We start from the raw sequence: 16,779 nt of genomic DNA, 5'->3' as shown, positions 1-16,779 counted from the left end.
CTAACGGCCATGGAAGGGGGGCCTGCCACCCCTGACCATGAAAGTCTTTCAGGCTAACGGGGCGCTCCTGCGCCCGCTCGTGGTTTTCGCGTGAAACCTACTTCACAGACATCGGCTTACGGCGACTTTCACGGTAAAGCCTCAGCCTCCGGTGGCGGACGGGCCGCCGCTGGCCGGATCGGTGATCAATGCCTGCCGCGGCCTTGGGACGGTCTCACATATCGGCATTCGTTCGCCGCTGCCTGAACCATGGCGGTTTACATGCCGCTTGCGCCGCGGCGCGCGAGCGGGTATCACTGGCCCCGATCGCATCCCCGACCGGAGCACCCGATGGCCTTGCCGACTGACCAGATTGATCCCATCACCCGCGCTGCCCTCGCCTCGTTCAAGGCGATGCTGGCTGCGCGCCATGGTGGGAACCTCAAGACCCTGTACCTGTTCGGCTCGCGGGCGCGGGGCGACCATCGCCCCGACAGCGACGTCGACGTTGCGGTGTTCCTTGATCAGGTCGCCGACCCGCTCGGGGAGCAACTCGACCTGATCGATGACGGTTACCCCATCCTGCTGGATACTGGCGTCAATATCCAACCCTGGGTCTTCGAGCAGGCGAGTCTGGTCGACCCAAGTCGGCATCGGGCCGCCCATCTTGTGGAGGCCGTCCGACGCGAGGGCGTCGTTTTGTGATCAATCGGTTACTTGCCAAGGCCCGCTAGGCGTTGACCACCGCACGCCGCGACGTCGACCGCTCGACCGGCCTAATCCGCCGGATTCTCGTCACGACAAAAATTGCGTTTGCCAAGCCCGCCGACTACCGGTAGAATTGCTGGCTCTTGACGACAGGCATCCAGCCTGACGACAGGCGCGTAGCTCAGTTGGTTAGAGCACCACCTTGACATGGTGGGGGTCGTTGGTTCGAGTCCAATCGCGCCTACCAATTCTCAGCCGCCGGCTACCGGCCCGGCCTCTGGCGCCACCTTTTCACCCCAGTGTGGGAAGGTGGTAGCAAAGGAGGCGTGCGGCCGGTAACCGGCGGTTTTTGTTTAGGTCCCCGTCATGGGCCTGCTCATGTGATCTTTGGTAGCGATCACCACTGAATTCAAAGGATTTCCCATGCCCCAGATTACCCTCCCAGACGGTTCCATCCGTTCCTTCGATGCCCCGGTGTCCGTACGCCAGGTGGCTGCATCTATTGGTGCGGGGCTGGCCAAGGCGGCCCTGGCCGGGCGGGTGGACGGGCGTCTGGTCGATACCTCGTACCTCATCGAGGCCGACGCGTCGCTTGCCATCGTCACCACCAAGGACGAGGCGGACGCCTTGGAACTGCTGCGCCACGACGCCGCCCATGTGATGGCCCAGGCGGTGCAGGAGCTCTTCCCCGGCACCCAGGTGACCATCGGCCCGGCCATCGAGAACGGCTTCTACTACGACTTCGCCCGCGCCGAGCCCTTTGTCCCTGAGGACTTGGAGCGGATCGAGGCGCGGATGCACGAGATCGTGAAACGCGATCTGCCGATCACCCGCGAGGTGATGGACCGGGATGAGGCGAAGCGTGTCTTCGCCGAGCTGGGTGAGACCTACAAGGTCGAGATCATTGAGGACATCATCCCCGTCGGCGAGGAGGTTTCGATCTACCGCCAGGGCGACTGGTTCGATGTCTGCCGCGGTCCGCACCTGCCGAGCACCGGTAAGCTGGGTGAGGGCTTCAAGCTCACCAAGGTGGCAGGCGCCTACTGGCGCGGCGACGCCAAGAACGCCCAGCTCCAGCGCATCTACGGCACCGCCTGGCGCGACAAGAAGGAGTTGCGGGCCTATCTGACCCGCCTGGAGGAGGCGGAGAAGCGCGATCACCGCCGCCTCGGCCGCCAGCTCGACCTCTTCCACTTCCAGGAAGAGGCCCCGGGGATGGCCTTCTGGCACCATAAGGGTCGGGTCGTCTATCGCTTGGCCGAACAGTACATGCGCGAGAAGCTCGCCGAGTACGGCTACGATGAGGTCGAGACGCCCCAGGTCCTGGACCGCTCGCTTTGGGAGCGTTCGGGCCACTGGGACAAGTTCGCCGGCGGCATGTTCACCACCCAGCTGGACGAACACGACTACGCCATCAAGCCCATGAACTGCCCCGGGCATATCCAGCTCTACAATCAGGGGCTGAAGAGCTATCGCGACCTGCCGCTGCGGATCGCCGAGTTCGGGGTGGTGCATCGCTACGAGCCGTCCGGTACACTGCACGGCTTGATGCGCGCGCGCCGCTTCACCCAGGACGATGCGCACATTTTCTGCACCGATGACCAGCTCCAGGCCGAGGTCGCGACCCTGATCGACATGGTCTTCGAGACCTATCGGGACTTCGGCTTCGATCAGGTGGCGCTTGCCCTGTCGTTGCGCCCCGAGCAGCGCGTGGGCAGCGACGACCTCTGGGACAAGGGCGAGGCGGCGCTCGATAAGGCCTTGCGCGATAAGGGGCTGGAGTTCAAGGTGCAGCCGGGCGAGGGCGCCTTCTATGGCCCCAAGATCGAATTTACCCTGCACGACAGCATCGGGCGCGCCTGGCAGTGCGGTACCATTCAGGTCGACTTCTCGATGCCCGGGCGGTTGGGTGCGCACTACATCGCCGAGGACAACAGCAAGCAGACCCCGGTGATGATCCACCGCGCCATCCTGGGTTCGGTGGAGCGTTTCATCGGTATCCTGATCGAACACTATGCCGGGTTGCTGCCGGTGTGGCTGGCGCCGGTGCAGGCGGTGGTGCTCAATATCACCGACCATCAGGCACCCTATGTGACCGAAGTGACTAACGCCTTGCGCAAAAAGGGCTTCCGCGTGGATTCGGACTTGAGAAACGAGAAGATCGGCTTTAAGATTCGCGCCCATACCTTGCAGCGCGTACCCTATCTGCTGATCCTCGGCGATCGCGAGGTCGAGACCCGGACGCTGTCGGTGCGTGATCGCAAGGGTCAGGACCTGGGTTCGTTGGGGCTTGATGCCTTCATGGACCGGCTGGGCGACGAGGTGGCGCGGCGGGTTCACGACTGAGGTTGTAGGCTTCAAGGTTGTAGGGTGGATAGGCGTAGCGCATCCACCATGCCAGGCGCTGCCGAGTTGATTTAGACGATCATTTATTTTGGGTGGTGGAATGGAGTCGCCACCCCTGGGCCAGGTCCCCAACCTGTGGGGCAAGTGCCCGCATTGTTGGCCGGGGCGCACCCCAGTCATCGGACAGGGACGGCCTTTTTTTAATCCTTGTGGAGGAACCTGCAATCGCTGCACCAAAGAGAAACCGCGTCAATCGCGAGATCAACTGCCTGGAAGTGAGGTTGATCGGCGCGGATGGCAACCAGGTTGGGGTCGTCAGGGTCCGTGAGGCCCTGGAGATGGCTGAAGAGGCGGGGATGGATCTGGTAGAGATCGTTCCGACCGCTGAGCCCCCGGTATGCCGTCTCATGGACTACGGCAAGTTCCGCTTCGACCAGAAGAAGAAGCAGAACGAGGCCAAGAAGAAGCAGAAGCAGGTCCAGATCAAGGAGATCAAGTTCCGCCCAGGGACGGACGAAGGGGACTATCAGGTCAAACTACGCAACCTGATCCGTTTCCTAGAAGAAGGGGACAAGGCGAAGGTCACCATGCGCTTTCGCGGGCGTGAACATGCGCACCGCGAACTTGGGCTGGAGTTGCTCAAGCGGGTGGAGAACGACCTTGCCGCGTTTAGCATCGTGGAACAACAACCCCAGATGGAAGGACGCCAGATGGTCATGGTGCTCGGTCCCAAGAAACATTAACAAGAACATTCAGCAATCGCGAAGTTGAGAACATGCCCAAGATCAAGACCAATCGCGGGGCGGCGAAGCGCTTCAAGCGCACGTCCACCGGCGTCAAGTGCTACTCGTCCTTTCGGCGGCACATCCTGACCAAGAAGACGACCAAGCGGAAGCGTCAGCTGCGCTCGGCCAAGATGGTCCATGCGTCGGACCTGAAGTCCGCGCGTCGGATGATCCCCTACTGCTGATCGCACCTGATACCGGAGAATAACGATGCCACGCGTTAAACGGGGCGTAACCGCTCACGCCCGTCATAAGAAGATCATGAAGCAGGCGAAGGGCTACTACGGTGCCCGCAGCCGAGTCTTTCGTGTTGCCAAGCAGGCGGTCATCAAGGCGGGCCAATATGCCTACCGCGACCGTCGCCAGAAGAAGCGCCAGTTCCGTACCCTGTGGATTGCCCGTATCAATGCGGGTGCCCGCCAGAATGGGCTGTCCTATAGCCGGCTGATCAACGGGCTGAAGAAGGCCGGGATCGAGGTCGATCGCAAGATGCTGGCGGACATCGCCTATCACGATGCGGTTGCCTTCAGTGCGATCGCCGAGCAGGCCAAGGGCGCCTTGGCGGCCTGAGGTCGTGGGGCTTGAGCGGGGCCGGAACGGTCCTGCCCAAGCCTTATGCACGAAGGGAAAGGCCCTGGTCTTTCCCTTTTTTTCTCAGCCGGCCGTCGGTTCAATACCGGGCCTGATGGGTAAGCGCCCCGGCCGGCTGAGAGGATTCAAATCATTCGGTCGGCGGGGTGCCTGGCCCCGTGGCCAACCAAAGGTCGCATGTGTGCCCGGGTCCGCCGTGGCCGATGCGATTTTTCTGTGTTCGTTAAGGTTCAAAAATGCCTGAAGAGTCCGGACTGGGAATAGACCCGCTGCGCGATTCCGCCCTGGCGGCCATTGCGGCGGCGCCGGATCTGGTCGCGCTCGATCAGGTGCGGGTGTGCTATCTGGGCAAGAGCGGTGAATTGACCGCGTTGCTCAAGCAACTGGGCGGCCTGCCCAAGGACGAGCGTCCTGCTGCCGGCGCCTTGATCAATGTGGCGAAGGATGCGGTGGCGCAGGCCATCGAGTCCCGCAAGTCGCTGCTGGAGCAGTCGGCCCTGGCGGCACGCCTGGCGGCCGGTCGACTGGACGTCACCCTGCCTGGGCGGGGCCAGCGCCCCGGCGGTCTGCACCCGGTGACCCGCACGCTGCGCCGGATCGAGCGGCTGTTTGCCGACGCCGGGTTCGCGGTGGCGGAGGGGCCTGAGGTCGAGACCGCGTATCACAATTTCGAGGCGCTCAACATCCCCCAGCACCACCCGGCGCGGGCGATGCACGACACCTTCTATTTCGACGCGGACCTGCTGCTGCGCACCCACACCTCGCCGGTGCAGATCCGGGTGATGACCGAGCAGGCCCCGCCGCTCAAGATCATCGCCCCCGGGCGGGTCTATCGCTGCGACTCGGACCTGACCCATACCCCGATGTTTCATCAGGTGGAGGGGTTGTTGGTCGATGAGCAGGTGAGCTTTGCGGATTTGAAGGGGGTCCTCTACGACTTCCTGACCAATTTTTTCGAGCGGGACCTCAAGCTGCGGTTCCGCCCGTCCTATTTCCCGTTCACCGAGCCCTCCGCCGAGGTCGATATCGCCTGCGTCATGTGCGGCGGGGCCGGGTGTCGGGTGTGCAAGCAGACCGGCTGGCTGGAGGTCCTGGGTTGCGGCATGGTCTACCCGGAGGTCTTCCGGCACGTGGGGATCGACCCGGATCGCTATCTGGGCTATGCCTTCGGAATGGGGGTGGAGCGTCTGGCGATGCTGCGTTACGGCATCGACGACATCCGCCTGTATTTCGAGAACGACCTGCGGTTCTTGCGGCAATTCGCCTGATCTTTAGGAAGCGAAAATAATGCGTTTCAGTGAGTCCTGGCTGCGGGAATGGGTCAACCCGAGCGTCGACACCCAAACCCTGGCGGACCAACTCAGCATGGCCGGTCTGGAGGTGGACGCCATCACGCCCGCCGCCCCCCCGTTCAGCGGTGTGGCGGTCGGCCTGGTGCTGGAGGTGGCGTCCCACCCGAATGCCGAAAAACTGCATGTCTGCACGGTGGACCTGGGAGCGGCCGAGCCGCTGACCATCGTGTGTGGTGCCGCCAACGTGGCGGCGGGGATGCGGGTGCCGGTGGCGACCATCGGCGCCGTTATGCCCGGCGACTTCAAGATCAAGCGGGCGAAGCTGCGCGGTGTCGAGTCCTTCGGGATGATCTGCTCCGCCAGCGAGTTGGGCCTGGCCGAGACCTCCTCGGGCATCCTGCCGCTGCCCGCGGACGCACCCTTGGGCATGGATTTCCGTGCCTGGCTGGGTCTGGACGATGCCTGTATCGAGGTCGATCTGACCCCTGACCGGGGCGACTGTCTGTCCATCGCCGGCCTGGCCTGGGAGGTGGCGGCCATCAATGGCTGTGCCCTGACCCCGGTGGTGGTGGACCCGGCGCCGCCCGCGATCGATGACCGCTTCGAGGTCAGCCTGGACGCGCCGGAGCACTGCCCGCGCTACGCCTGTCGCATCCTGCGCGGCATCGATCCCGCCGCCTTGACCCCACTGTGGATGCGCGAGCGCCTGCGCCGCGGCGGTATCCGCGCTATCAGCCCGGTCGTGGATGTCACCAACTATGTGTTGCTGGAGCTGGGTCAGCCCATGCACGGCTTCGACCTGGGGCGCATCGAGCGCGAGGTCCGGGTGCGCCTGGCCGCCGCTGGCGAGCGGCTTCACCTGCTCAACGGCGAGACCATCACGCTGCGCCCCGACACCCTGGTGATTGCCGACGCCGCGGGCCCACTGGCACTGGCCGGGATCATGGGCGGTGCGGCGAGCGCGGTGGAGTCTGAAACCCGCGACATCCTGCTGGAGAGCGCCTTTTTCGCCCCCGCGGGGATCAGCGGCAAGGCGCGCAGTTACGGTCTGCACACCGATTCGTCTCACCGGTTCGAGCGCGGCGTGGACCCCGCGCTCCAGGTCCGGGCGCTGGAGCGCGCCACCAAGCTGCTGCTGGCCATCGTCGGCGGTGAGGCCGGTCCGGTGGTCGACGTGACCGCCGCCGATCGCCTGCCGCAACGCGCGCCGCTCACCCTGCGTGCCGCCCGCTGCGCCCAGATCCTGGGGCTGGAACTGCCCGACGAGACCATCGCCGGCATCCTGGAGCGGCTCGGCATGGAACTCGCGCCGATCGCCGGTGGCTGGCAGGTCACACCGCCCAGCGGGCGTTTTGACTTGGTCCATGAGGTCGACCTGATTGCCGATGTGGGCCGCATCCATGGCTATGACCGCATCCCGGTCAGCCATGCGACGTCCGCTGCGGGGACCCGGGCGCGGCCGGAGATGGCCTTCGACCTGGATCGGGTGCGACTCGCCTTGGTCGACCGGGGCTTCCAGGAGGTCATCACCTACAGCTTTGTCAATCCTGAGCTCCAGGCCCGGATTGAGCCCGAGGTGAAGGGGCTGGCACTGGCCAATCCGATCAGCGCGGAGCTGTCGGTGATGCGCCCGTCACTGTGGCCCGGCCTGCTCCACACTGCCCGCTATAATCAGGCGCGCCAGCAGGAGCGGGTGCGGATCTTCGAGACCGGGTTGCGCTTTCGCCCCGGCCCCGACGGGCTGCGCCAGGAGGCGGCGATCGGGGGGCTCGCGATCGGCGCCGTGGACCCGGAGCAGTGGGGGGCGCCCGCGCGCCCGGTGGACTTCTACTCGCTCAAGGCGGATGTAGAGGCCCTGTTGGCCCTGAGCGGCGACCTACCGGGATTCAGCTTCGTACCGGCCGAGCACCCGGCCCTGCACCCCGGCCAGAGTGCCCGCATCGACTATGCCGGCCGCCCGGTCGGGCTCTTGGGGATGCTCCACCCGGGTCTGGCGGCGGACCTGGACCTTACCGGCGATGCCTTCCTGTTCGAGCTGGATCAGGCCGCACTGAGCACCGGGGTACTGCCTGGGTTCACCCCCGTTTCGCGCTTCCCGGCGATCCGGCGCGACCTCGCGATCCTGGTCGACGAGTCAGTCATCTACGCCGACCTGGCCGACGCGATCCGCGCGGCCGCCGGTGAGTTGCTGCGCGATCTGGTATTGTTCGATGTCTATGCCGGGTCCAAGCTCGCGGCGGGGCAAAAAAGTCTCGCGTTGGGATTGATTTTACAAGTTTCTTCTCAGACACTCACCGACCAGGTGGTGGATGATTTGGTGGGACGGGTGTTGGCCCGTCTCGGGTCCGACTTTGGCGCACGACTGCGGGACTGATGGTATGGCGTTGACTAAGGCTGATATGGCAGAACACCTGTTTGAAGAGCTCGGGCTCAACAAGCGTGAGGCCAAAGACATCGTCGAGAGCTTCTTCGAGGAGATCCGCAAGGCCCTTGAGCGCGGCGAACAGGTGAAGCTCTCGGGGTTCGGGAACTTCGATCTGCGCGAGAAAAAGGAGCGCCCTGGGCGCAATCCGAAGACCGGTGAGGAGATCCCCATCACCGCCCGCCGTGTGGTGACCTTCCGCCCCGGCCAGAAGCTCAAAGCGCGGGTGGAAGCCTATGCTGGACACGAGCAGCAATAGCACCGAAGAGCCCGGGTCCGGCGAACTGCCGCCGATCCCCGGCAAGCGCTATTTCACCATCGGTGAGGTGAGCGAGCTGTGTGGCGTCAAGCCGCACGTGTTGCGCTATTGGGAGCAGGAATTCCCCCAGTTGAAGCCGGTCAAGCGACGCGGTAACCGCCGCTACTACCAGCGACACGATGTACTGATGGTGCGCCAGATCCGCTCCTTGCTCTACGATCAGGGTTTTACCATCGGCGGTGCCCGGCAGCAATTGAGCGGGGAGGGCGCTAAACACGACCTGAGCCAGACCCACCAGGTGCTGCGGCAGATGCGCCTGGAGCTGGAGGAGATCCTGCACGTGCTGCGGCGCTAGCCCGACTCTCTCACGCCAATGCCACGATCTTGACAAGGTTTTTGTGTGCATTATCCGCCGCGCGGCGGGTCATGCAGATAAACCTAAACCCGGGAATCGCTCACGCCAAGGCGCCAAGCTCGCCAAGAAATACAATCGGGTAGCGCCACTGCCCAGATCACCCGCAGGGCGATTGGCGCGACGCTGATAACGCACTGAAAAGCCTTGGCGAGCTTGGCGCCTTGGCGTGAGTTATTCCCCCGGCGCCGCGCCGGGGTTCTCACCTGGTCGACGTACAGGAACCTTCAGCGTCACCAGTTCCTCGGCGCTGGTCGGGTGGATGGCCACCGTGTCGTCCAGGTCGGCCTTGGTGGCGCCCATCTTGAGTGCGACGGCGAATCCTTGGAGCATCTCATCGACCCCGTCGCCGATCAGGTGGATGCCCACCACCCGTTCCTCGGGGCCGGCGCACACCAGTTTCATCGCGGTTTCGGGTCCGTGCGCGTTCAGGGCATAGCGCATCGGGGTGAAGCGGGTCTCATAGACGGTGAGGGTGTCGCCGTAGCGGGCGCGGGCCTCGGGTTCGGTGAGCCCGACCCGGCCGACTGGTGGGTGCGAGAAGACCACGGTGGGGACGTTTTCGTAGTCGAGCTTGAGGTTCGGCTCATCGCCGAACAGGCGCCGGGCCAGTCGCCGGCCGGCGGCGACTGCCACCGGGGTCAGCGGCTCGCGGCCAGCGATGTCACCAATGGCATAGATGCCGGGTACATTGGTGTTCTGATAGGCGTCTACCTTGATGATCCCGTTGGGCTGGGTCTCTACCTTCGCCGCGTCCAGACCCAGGCCGGCGCTGTTGGGCGCCCGGCCTACGGCCCAGATGACCGTATCGAAGCCGGTGAGTGGCTCACCGGTGCGCGGGACCAGAGCGAGACCGTCGTCGCGTTGCTCCAGGGCGGCGACCGCAAACTCCAGGTGCAGGCGGACGCCCTCCTGCTCCATGGTCTGTCCCAGTGTCTCACTGACCATTGGATCGAACAGCCACAGCACCCGGTCCTCCAGCGCGACCACCGTGACCTCGGAGCCCAGGGCGCGCAGCACCCCGGCGAGTTCGACCCCGACATAGCCGCCGCCGATGATCGCCACCCGGCGCGGCTGCTCCTTCAGTGCAAAGAAGCCGTCCGAGGTGATGCCGAGTTCGGCCCCAGGCATCCGTGGGACCAGTGGGCGGCTGCCGGTCGCGATCACGATGTGGTCGGCAGTGTAGCGATTGCCGTCGACCTCCAGGGTGCGGTCATCGACCAGGTGCCCGAGACCGCGCAGATGGGTGATTCCCTCGTGCTTGACGTAGCCGTCCCAGTAATTGTTGATGCGCTCGACGAAGCGGTTGCGCCCGGCGACCAGCGCCGGCCAATCGAAGGCGCCGGGCTGCGCGCCCACCCCGAAACCGCCACCGTCCCGCACGGCCTGGGCCAGGTTCGCGGCGTACCACATGACCTTCTTCGGCACACAGCCTTGATTGACGCAGGTGCCGCCGAGCGGTCCGGGATCGATCAGCGCGACCCGGCGCCCCAATTGGGCAGCCCGCTCCGCCACCGCCAGTCCGCCGCTGCCGCCGCCGATGGCGATCAGATCAAAGTGTTGACTCATTGCGTGGTACTCCTGAGGGTATCAGTAAAGTGTCTCACGCCAAGACGCCAAGACGCCAAGAAAAAAACAGATGGTCGGTTCAATCCCAGGCAACCGACGGGTGGGGCCTAAGTGTTGATATTGCACTGAATATTCTTGGTGTCTTGGCGTCTTGGCGTGAGATCGGCGCGCTCCGGGGGTAGCCCGGTCTCAAGTACCCGCACGCAACGGGTGAATGCGCTCCGCCGGCATCCTTGCCGACTTATCGCGAGCGGTCCTCAGGCCGCCTAGCGCTTGGCCAGCCACTCGGCCACTTTGTCCGAGCCGCCGATGTGCTCGCCGTTGATGAAGACCTGGGGCACGCTGGACGCCTTGGCCACCGCGCGCAGGGTCTGGTCAGTGTAATCGCGGTTGAGCACCAGTTCCTCGAAGACGATGCCAGCGTCGTGCAGCGCCGCCTTGGCCTTGGCGCAGAAGGGGCAGCCTTCGCGGGTGAAGACCGTCGCGTCCAGCGGCTTTGGCGCGTCCGGGGCCAGGTAGGCGAGCATGGTATCGGCGTCGGAGACCTGGAAGGGGTCACCCGGCAGGTCCGGCTCGATGAACATCTTCTCGATCACCCCGTCGCGCACCAACATGGAGTAGCGCCAGGAGCGCTTGCCGAAGCCCAGGTCGTCCTTGTCGACCAAGAGGCCCATGCCGGCGGTGAAGTCGCCGTTGCCGTCCGGGATGAAGGTAATGGCGTCGGCCCGCTCGTCCTTCTGCCAGGCGTTCATGACGAAGGTGTCGTTGACCGAGACGCAGGCCACCGTGTCCACGCCGTGGGCCTTGAGGGCCGGGGCCAGCTTGTTGTAGCGCGGTACATGGGACGAGGAACAGGTCGGGGTGTAGGCCCCGGGCAGGGAGAAGACCGCCACGGTCTTGCCTGCAAACAGCTGATCGGTGGTCACATCCACCCACTCGCTCCCCTGACGGGTATGGAAGATTACCTGCGGGACACGCTTTCCGGTACGATCTTCAAACATTGTTGTGGTCTCCTGGGTTGGTAGGGGGAGCCGGGGCTCGTCGGAAGGTTGGCGGCGGGTACGGCCGCTCCATGTCGCACACTATACTGAGGGCGGGGTTATCTGCAAAATGGATTGTAAGTATCGGAATGATCGTTTTTGCCAATCTGTTGGGATTGGAGCGCGGGCGGTGCCGCGGGCTAAGATGCACGCAGAGGCCGGGTTGGCCTCCGGCCTGCCGAGAAGAAAACCTGAGGCGCCGATGTGTGACCCCCAATGGTGCGATACTCCCGCTAAGTGATCCGGGTCGGCGCCGCGCCGCCCCTGGTCGATTTGGAGCAGCGACTTGAATACTATCGACACGCGACACCGTATCCTGCTGGCCGCCGACAGCCCTGCCACCTGGGGGTCGGTCGGCGCGCCGCTCGCTCAGGCAGGTTACGCCGTGGACGCGGTGCCGGATGGCCCGCAGGCGCTCCAGTCTGCCGCGTCCGGTGGCTACGCATTGGTCCTGCTGGTCTTGGACCTGCCGGGCCGCGACGGGATGGAGACCACCCGCGCCATCCGCCGACTGCCCTACCCGCAGGGGGATCTGCCGATCCTGGGGCTGACTGTAACGCTCGACGTGGCGGACCGTGACCGCTGCCTCGCTGCCGGTCTGGACGCCTTTTTGACCATGCCGGTCGACCGCCTGGACTTGCTGGAAGCGGTGGCCCATTGGTTGGATGCGGCCGATGACCCCACCTGGGGCCTGAACGTGCGCCCCGGTGTTGCCCCCCCGTTGGTGAATCGGCGCACCCTGGCGCAACTGGAGGAGGACGTCGGTGCCGAGTTGCTGCCCGAGATCCTGATGACCTTTCTGCAGGAGACCGAGCGCCGACTCGCGCTGCTCCAGGCGCGGGTGGTGGCGGGTGACGCGCTCGGTGCGGCCGAGGAGGCCCATGCACTCAAGGGTAGCTCCGGGACCTTCGGCGCCATGGCCCTGCGCCAGGCGGTACACGAGATGGAACTGAGCGGCCGGGCCGGGGATGGGGCGCGTCTCGATGAGTTGATGCCGCAGGTGCGCCGGTTGGTCGCCGTGACCTGCGACCTGTTGCGCGCCGAATATGGGGCATCGGCGCCCGATCCTGTCGTGCCCTGACCCGCGACCTGATGTAATGGCGAATCGCATCCTGTGGGGCCTGCTGATTGCGCTGATCGCGGCCATCCTGGGTGTCGTGTCCCTCAAGTTCAGGCCGCTGGCGCTCCCTGATGCGGCCCGGCTGGCGGTTCCCGACCCTGACTGCGATCTGCGTGCCGGTCCCTGCACCGGGCGCTTTGCCGGTGGGGGCGAGGTGACCCTGGACATGGAGCCCCGGGGGCTCCCGCTGGCCAGGCCACTGGAGTTGCGGGTAACCACCCGCGGTGTGGCCGCCGACGCAGTGGCCTTGGACCTGGTTGGGGTCGACATGGACATGGGCTATAACCGCCCGTCCCTGGTCCCCGCGGGAGCCGGTCTCTATCGGGGGCAAGGCATGCTGCCGGTGTGCGTGCGCCGCCGCATGACCTGGGAGGCGCGGGTGCTCCTGAGCACGCCCGACGGACTACTCGTCGCGCCGTTTCGTTTCGCGACCTCGCGATGAATTCTCAGTGCAGAAAGAGTATTGTCCGCAAATTAGACACCGGAGGCTCTATCCATGCGCGTATTGGTCGGCGATATCGGCGGCACCAAGACCGGGCTCGGCGTCGCCGAGACCGATGGCACGGCGGTCACCCTGCGGGAGGTGCGCCGCTATCCCAGCGGCGACTTCGATTCACTGGAGTCGCTCGTCATTGCGTACCTTGAGGAGACCGGGCAGTCCCCGCCGCGTGACTGTCCCTTCGGCGCCTTCGCCGTTGCCGGCCCGGTGGAGGGTCGGCACTGCCGGACCACCAACCTGCCGTGGGAGATCGACGCGGACCTGTTCGAACACCTCCTGGACTTCCGGGCGGTCGGGCTACTCAACGACCTGGAGGCGGTGGCCTGGGGGGTTCGCGCCCTGGGCCCCGACGACCTGGCGGTCCTGCACCCGGGCGAGCCCGGCCCGGGTAATGCCTGCGTGGTGGCCGCCGGCACCGGGTTGGGCGAGGCCGGTCTGTTCTGGGACGGCGCCCGCCATCACCCCTTTGCCACCGAGGGCGGTCACACCGACTTTGCGCCGGTGGACGAGCGCGAGTTCGCCCTGCTGGGCTATCTACAGCAACGCTTCGGTCGCGTGAGCTGGGAGCGTGTCGCCTCCGGGATGGGGATCGGCAATCTCTACGAATTCTTCCTGGACCGGCACCGGGCGGCGACCCCCGATTGGCTGGCGGCTGAGTTCGCCGCCGGCGATCGGGCCGCCGCCATCGCCGCGGCGGCCGCCGCGGGCCGCTGTCCGGTCTGTGTCGAGACCATGGAACTCTTCTTCGGCCTCTACGGACGCGAGGCCGGCAATATGGGCCTCAAGCACCTGGCCCTCGGCGGTGTCTATCTGGGCGGCGGCATCGCGCCGAAGAACCTGGCGGTCTTGACTGCCAGCCGTTTCCTGGATGGCTTCTTCGCCAAGGGGCGGATGGAGCCCCTGATGCGGCGCATGCCAGTGCGGGTCATCCTGCGCACGGACACGCCCTTGCTCGGGGCCGCGCGCTACATCTGTGCGGTCCGCGGGGCGGCGGCACTGCGGTTAACTCAGGACGGGCATGTCCCTGCGACCGATCCCACATAAGGGGTCACTCAGGTCAGGGTTCGCACTCGCGGATCTCCACCTGGGTCCCCACCGCCGTGGCGTCGAACAGTTCCACCAGATCGGCGTTGCGCATGCGGATGCAGCCGTGCGAGCGCGGTGAGCCCATGGGCGCTATATCCGGGCAACCGTGGATGTAGATGAAACGGCGCAGCGTGTCCATCTGACCACCGCGGTTGCGGCCGCTCTCGCACCCGGTGAGCCAGAGGATGCGGGTCAAGATCCAGTCCCGATCGGGGTAGGCTGCGGCCAGCGCCGGGCCATAGACCTCGCCGGTGGGCCGCCGGGCGCGAAACACGGTCCCGACCGGGCAGTCCGCCCCGATGCGCAGCCGTACCCGGTGCAGCCCGCGCGGCGTGCAGCCGCTTCCCTGCAACTCCCCGACGCCATTCAGCCCGGTCGAGACCGAATACTCGGCCATCACCCGCCCGCCGGCGAGCCGCGTCAGCGTCTGGGTGGCGATCACGATGAGGATGCGAGAGGCCACGATCATGCTACTTAGGGCAAAATTATCGGCGTAAAAGAAACGATGTTTTCCATTATAGCGAAACGGACCGGTCGAGCGCCCGCCCGGTCGCGTTGGCCGTCGGACCCCAAGCATCGCGCCCCGGCGACTGCCCCGGCAATGCCGGCACTAATCCCCTGGGGCGTCTGCAAGAATGAGCCCGGCCTTGGTTTGGTGCCTTTGTTTGGCAATAGACTGCCCCAAAATGCCCGCTATCGAGGCCCTGTCAAGGGTTTCAGGAGGATGTGTCCCCTGCGCAACCACGGAAAATGGGCGACCAAGTTCAGCGCGGGAGACTGAGCCGGCGTGGCTCCTGTCGCCCTCTTTACCTTTCCGGTAGGGGGTAATGTCTCGGCAAACGCCGTTACCACGGCACACGATAACTAGCATTCGGAGGAACGATCATGACTACCCTAAGTCACTTGAGCGGGTTCGACGTCGAGCCTTTTCCCGTTAGCCGTGTTTCAGTGATAAGACCCCTGGTTTGGTTGTGGCGGGGCGTCGGCGATCTGCGCCACTCGCCCGGCGCCAGTCTGGCCTACGGGCTGATGGTGTCGGTGATGGGGGCGATCATTCTCGGCTTTTGGCACCATCCCTACCTGATCGCGGGCAGCATTACCGGCTTCCTGTTGGTGGGGCCGCTGCTGACGGCGGGTCTGTGCGAGCTGTCGCGACGCCGGGCCGCGGGTGAGTCAGTGGATTTCGACGCCTCGCTGTCGGTGCTCGGGCGTCATCGTGAGGCGCTGGTGCGCTTTGCCGCCGGCCTGCTGATCGTTGGCGCACTGTGGTTCGCCGTCTCGACCCTGATCCTCGGTCTCGCCTTGGGCAGCGCCGGGCCCAGCGTCAGCGGCACGCTCTGGGGCGGCGTGCTCGATCAGATGACCCTGGCTCAGGCCGTTGCCTATGTTGTCATCGGCGGTAGCCTGGCGGCCGCGGTCTTCGCGGGGTCGGTCGTTTCCGTGCCGTTGATCATCGATCGCGATGTCGATGCGCCGACCGCCATCAGCACCAGCCGGCGTGTCCTGCTCGACGATATCCCGGCCATGATCGTGTGGTCGGTGCTCATCGTGACCCTGGTGGCCATCGGCTTCGCCACCTACCTGGTCGGTATGGTCGTGGTGTTTCCGTTGCTGGGGCACGCGACCTGGCATGCCTACCGCGATTTGGTCCGCTAGACTGGACTAGCCGCGCGCCGTCATCCCGGCTGGGACGCCGCAATTCCGCGCCAGGGAAGGCAATCTCTCAGCCAGCACGACCCAGGAAGCCACCATGAACCGGCCCCGCGCCCTCACCCGCACGCTGCTCCTGACGTTGCTCGCAACCCTGCTGGGCCTGCCCGGATGCAGCGCCATCCAGCTCGCCTACGGTACCGCGCCCTTCTTAATCAAGAACTATGCCGATGACTATCTGAACCTGGACAGCGAGCAGTTGGCGCAGTGGGAGCCGCGCCTCAAGGCCGCGCTCGACACCCATCGCGTCGCGGAGTTGCCCCAACTCGCCGGCTTTTTCGAGGCCTTCCGCAAGGCTGCCAGCGAGGGCTTCGATGCGACCAACGCACACTGTCTCACCAACGCCTTCGTCGATCTCTACCGGCGCCATGCCAGGCTCGCCGTGGGGGCCGCGGCGCCCCTGCTCGCACAGTTGACCCCGGCGCAGGTGCGCGCCCTTGACCAGCGCTTCGCGGCCGAGTACGCAAAGGCCCGCAACCGTCCCGACCTGCGCGACAGCGCCCGGCAAGTGCGCAAGCGCACGGGGCGTTACATCGAGCGGATAGAGGAGTGGACCGGCCCCCTGCGGGCCTCCCAACGGGCGCTGGTGGAGCAGGTGAGCGCCCCGATGCCGGATACCTCGGTGGCGGTTTTGGAGTATCGCACCCACAAGCGCAAGGAGCTGATCGCGCTGTTACGCGCCGGGGCGAATGAGGCCGCCATCCGGGACTTTCTGACGGTTTGGCTGGTGGAGTACCGGGACCTGACGCCACCCCTGGTCAGCGCCGAGGACCAACTCTTGAAGACCGTGGAGGCAATCCTGGTCCGTCTCGGGGCCACCCTCGACCGGGCCCAGCGCAAGCGCCTGACTGACCGCCTGGCGGCGCTGCGCGACAGCCTCATGCGTCTCCAGAATGCCCCGCGCATGGTCCCCGTGAGTTGTCGCGCCTGAGCACGCCGCACCGGCGCGGGCTCGTATGAC

General features: G+C 65.5%; 17 protein-coding genes and 1 tRNA gene. 15 read left to right on the top strand and 3 right to left on the bottom strand.

Annotated elements, in window-relative coordinates; all coding sequences use genetic code 11:
* Window positions 1–330: 330 nt before the first annotated feature.
* The 10 genes from QZX93_RS11110 to QZX93_RS11065 all read left to right on the top strand — a co-directional run bounded on the left by QZX93_RS11110 (window position 331) and on the right by QZX93_RS11065 (window position 8,737).
* Window positions 331–684 (top strand): nucleotidyltransferase domain-containing protein, encoded by a 354-nt coding sequence (locus tag QZX93_RS11110; protein ID WP_295385834.1) that lies wholly within the window; start codon window positions 331–333, stop codon window positions 682–684.
* A gap of 173 nt (window positions 685–857) precedes the next feature.
* Window positions 858–934: transfer RNA gene (locus QZX93_RS11105), tRNA-Val, on the top strand.
* Between the two features lie 176 nt (window positions 935–1,110).
* Window positions 1,111–3,033: a threonine--tRNA ligase gene (gene thrS, locus QZX93_RS11100; RefSeq protein ID WP_295385836.1), complete on the top strand. Its 1,923-nt coding sequence runs from the start codon at window positions 1,111–1,113 to the stop codon at window positions 3,031–3,033.
* A gap of 209 nt (window positions 3,034–3,242) precedes the next feature.
* The gene (gene infC, locus QZX93_RS11095; RefSeq protein ID WP_295385838.1) at window positions 3,243–3,776 is read left to right on the top strand and encodes a translation initiation factor IF-3; all 534 of its coding nucleotides are present in this window, start codon (window positions 3,243–3,245) and stop codon (window positions 3,774–3,776) included.
* 32 nt (window positions 3,777–3,808) lie between these two features.
* Window positions 3,809–4,003, top strand: coding sequence for a 50S ribosomal protein L35 (gene rpmI / locus QZX93_RS11090; RefSeq protein ID WP_295385840.1), 195 nt, complete (start codon window positions 3,809–3,811; stop codon window positions 4,001–4,003).
* Window positions 4,004–4,028: 25 nt separating this feature from the next.
* A complete protein-coding gene (gene rplT / locus QZX93_RS11085; RefSeq protein WP_295385842.1) occupies window positions 4,029–4,388 on the top strand; it encodes a 50S ribosomal protein L20 in 360 nt (119 codons plus the stop codon).
* Window positions 4,389–4,645: 257 nt separating this feature from the next.
* Window positions 4,646–5,677 carry a phenylalanine--tRNA ligase subunit alpha gene (gene pheS / locus QZX93_RS11080; RefSeq protein ID WP_295385844.1) on the top strand — a complete coding sequence of 344 codons (1,032 nt, stop codon included), beginning with the start codon at window positions 4,646–4,648 and terminating at the stop codon, window positions 5,675–5,677.
* 19 nt (window positions 5,678–5,696) lie between these two features.
* The gene (gene pheT, locus QZX93_RS11075; RefSeq protein WP_295385847.1) at window positions 5,697–8,075 is read left to right on the top strand and encodes a phenylalanine--tRNA ligase subunit beta; all 2,379 of its coding nucleotides are present in this window, start codon (window positions 5,697–5,699) and stop codon (window positions 8,073–8,075) included.
* Between the two features lie 4 nt (window positions 8,076–8,079).
* Window positions 8,080–8,382 carry an integration host factor subunit alpha gene (gene ihfA, locus QZX93_RS11070; RefSeq protein ID WP_100921365.1) on the top strand — a complete coding sequence of 101 codons (303 nt, stop codon included), beginning with the start codon at window positions 8,080–8,082 and terminating at the stop codon, window positions 8,380–8,382.
* Window positions 8,360–8,737 carry a MerR family transcriptional regulator gene (locus tag QZX93_RS11065; protein WP_295385850.1) on the top strand — a complete coding sequence of 126 codons (378 nt, stop codon included), beginning with the start codon at window positions 8,360–8,362 and terminating at the stop codon, window positions 8,735–8,737. Before ihfA ends, QZX93_RS11065 begins: the two co-directional genes overlap by 23 nt.
* Window positions 8,738–8,968: 231 nt before the next feature.
* Here the strand turns inward: QZX93_RS11065 and gorA are convergent, their stop codons facing one another.
* Window positions 8,969–10,363, bottom strand: a complete 1,395-nt coding sequence (gene gorA, locus QZX93_RS11060; RefSeq protein WP_295394605.1) for a glutathione-disulfide reductase — start codon at window positions 10,361–10,363, stop codon at window positions 8,969–8,971.
* A 266-nt stretch (window positions 10,364–10,629) separates the two neighbouring features.
* Window positions 10,630–11,364 (bottom strand): glutathione peroxidase, encoded by a 735-nt coding sequence (locus QZX93_RS11055; RefSeq protein ID WP_295385854.1) that lies wholly within the window; start codon window positions 11,362–11,364, stop codon window positions 10,630–10,632.
* Between the two features lie 325 nt (window positions 11,365–11,689).
* Here QZX93_RS11055 and QZX93_RS11050 point away from each other — a divergent pair, with 325 nt between their 5' ends.
* Genes QZX93_RS11050 through glk form a run of 3 tightly spaced genes read left to right on the top strand, consistent with a single transcriptional unit; the run spans window position 11,690 to window position 14,066 of the window.
* Entirely contained in the window at window positions 11,690–12,484 is a 795-nt protein-coding gene (locus tag QZX93_RS11050) for a response regulator (protein ID WP_295385856.1), read from the top strand.
* Between the two features lie 16 nt (window positions 12,485–12,500).
* The gene (locus tag QZX93_RS11045) at window positions 12,501–12,965 is read left to right on the top strand and encodes a hypothetical protein (protein WP_295385858.1); all 465 of its coding nucleotides are present in this window, start codon (window positions 12,501–12,503) and stop codon (window positions 12,963–12,965) included.
* 54 nt (window positions 12,966–13,019) lie between these two features.
* Window positions 13,020–14,066 carry a glucokinase gene (glk, locus tag QZX93_RS11040; protein WP_295385860.1) on the top strand — a complete coding sequence of 349 codons (1,047 nt, stop codon included), beginning with the start codon at window positions 13,020–13,022 and terminating at the stop codon, window positions 14,064–14,066.
* A gap of 13 nt (window positions 14,067–14,079) precedes the next feature.
* On the opposite strand, the gene QZX93_RS11035 is transcribed toward glk, so the two are convergent.
* Window positions 14,080–14,577, bottom strand: coding sequence for a L,D-transpeptidase (locus QZX93_RS11035; protein WP_295385862.1), 498 nt, complete (start codon window positions 14,575–14,577; stop codon window positions 14,080–14,082).
* Between the two features lie 416 nt (window positions 14,578–14,993).
* On the opposite strand from QZX93_RS11035, the gene QZX93_RS11030 reads away from it, so the two are divergent.
* Together QZX93_RS11030 and QZX93_RS11025 are read left to right on the top strand one after the other, a co-directional pair.
* Window positions 14,994–15,764 carry a DUF2189 domain-containing protein gene (locus tag QZX93_RS11030; protein WP_295385864.1) on the top strand — a complete coding sequence of 257 codons (771 nt, stop codon included), beginning with the start codon at window positions 14,994–14,996 and terminating at the stop codon, window positions 15,762–15,764.
* A gap of 94 nt (window positions 15,765–15,858) precedes the next feature.
* Window positions 15,859–16,749, top strand: a complete 891-nt coding sequence (locus QZX93_RS11025; protein WP_295385866.1) for a DUF6279 family lipoprotein — start codon at window positions 15,859–15,861, stop codon at window positions 16,747–16,749.
* The last annotated feature ends 30 nt before the right edge of the window (window positions 16,750–16,779 follow it).

The organism is uncultured Thiodictyon sp. (assembly GCF_903946935.1).
In the GTDB taxonomy this organism is placed as follows: domain Bacteria; phylum Pseudomonadota; class Gammaproteobacteria; order Chromatiales; family Chromatiaceae; genus Thiodictyon.
This window is presented reverse-complemented; position numbering and strand designations above follow the sequence as displayed.

Coding starts and splice junctions, on each gene's coding strand:
- QZX93_RS11110 (WP_295385834.1), top strand. CDS start 331: ATGGCCTTGCCGACTGACCAGATTGATCCCATCACCCGCGCTGCCCTC.
- thrS (WP_295385836.1), top strand. CDS start 1,111: ATGCCCCAGATTACCCTCCCAGACGGTTCCATCCGTTCCTTCGATGCC.
- rpmI (WP_295385840.1), top strand. CDS start 3,809: ATGCCCAAGATCAAGACCAATCGCGGGGCGGCGAAGCGCTTCAAGCGC.
- rplT (WP_295385842.1), top strand. CDS start 4,029: ATGCCACGCGTTAAACGGGGCGTAACCGCTCACGCCCGTCATAAGAAG.
- pheS (WP_295385844.1), top strand. CDS start 4,646: ATGCCTGAAGAGTCCGGACTGGGAATAGACCCGCTGCGCGATTCCGCC.
- pheT (WP_295385847.1), top strand. CDS start 5,697: ATGCGTTTCAGTGAGTCCTGGCTGCGGGAATGGGTCAACCCGAGCGTC.
- ihfA (WP_100921365.1), top strand. CDS start 8,080: ATGGCGTTGACTAAGGCTGATATGGCAGAACACCTGTTTGAAGAGCTC.
- QZX93_RS11065 (WP_295385850.1), top strand. CDS start 8,360: ATGCTGGACACGAGCAGCAATAGCACCGAAGAGCCCGGGTCCGGCGAA.
- gorA (WP_295394605.1), bottom strand. CDS start 10,363: ATGAGTCAACACTTTGATCTGATCGCCATCGGCGGCGGCAGCGGCGGA.
- QZX93_RS11055 (WP_295385854.1), bottom strand. CDS start 11,364: ATGTTTGAAGATCGTACCGGAAAGCGTGTCCCGCAGGTAATCTTCCAT.
- QZX93_RS11045 (WP_295385858.1), top strand. CDS start 12,501: ATGGCGAATCGCATCCTGTGGGGCCTGCTGATTGCGCTGATCGCGGCC.
- glk (WP_295385860.1), top strand. CDS start 13,020: ATGCGCGTATTGGTCGGCGATATCGGCGGCACCAAGACCGGGCTCGGC.
- QZX93_RS11035 (WP_295385862.1), bottom strand. CDS start 14,577: ATGATCGTGGCCTCTCGCATCCTCATCGTGATCGCCACCCAGACGCTG.
- QZX93_RS11030 (WP_295385864.1), top strand. CDS start 14,994: ATGACTACCCTAAGTCACTTGAGCGGGTTCGACGTCGAGCCTTTTCCC.
- QZX93_RS11025 (WP_295385866.1), top strand. CDS start 15,859: ATGAACCGGCCCCGCGCCCTCACCCGCACGCTGCTCCTGACGTTGCTC.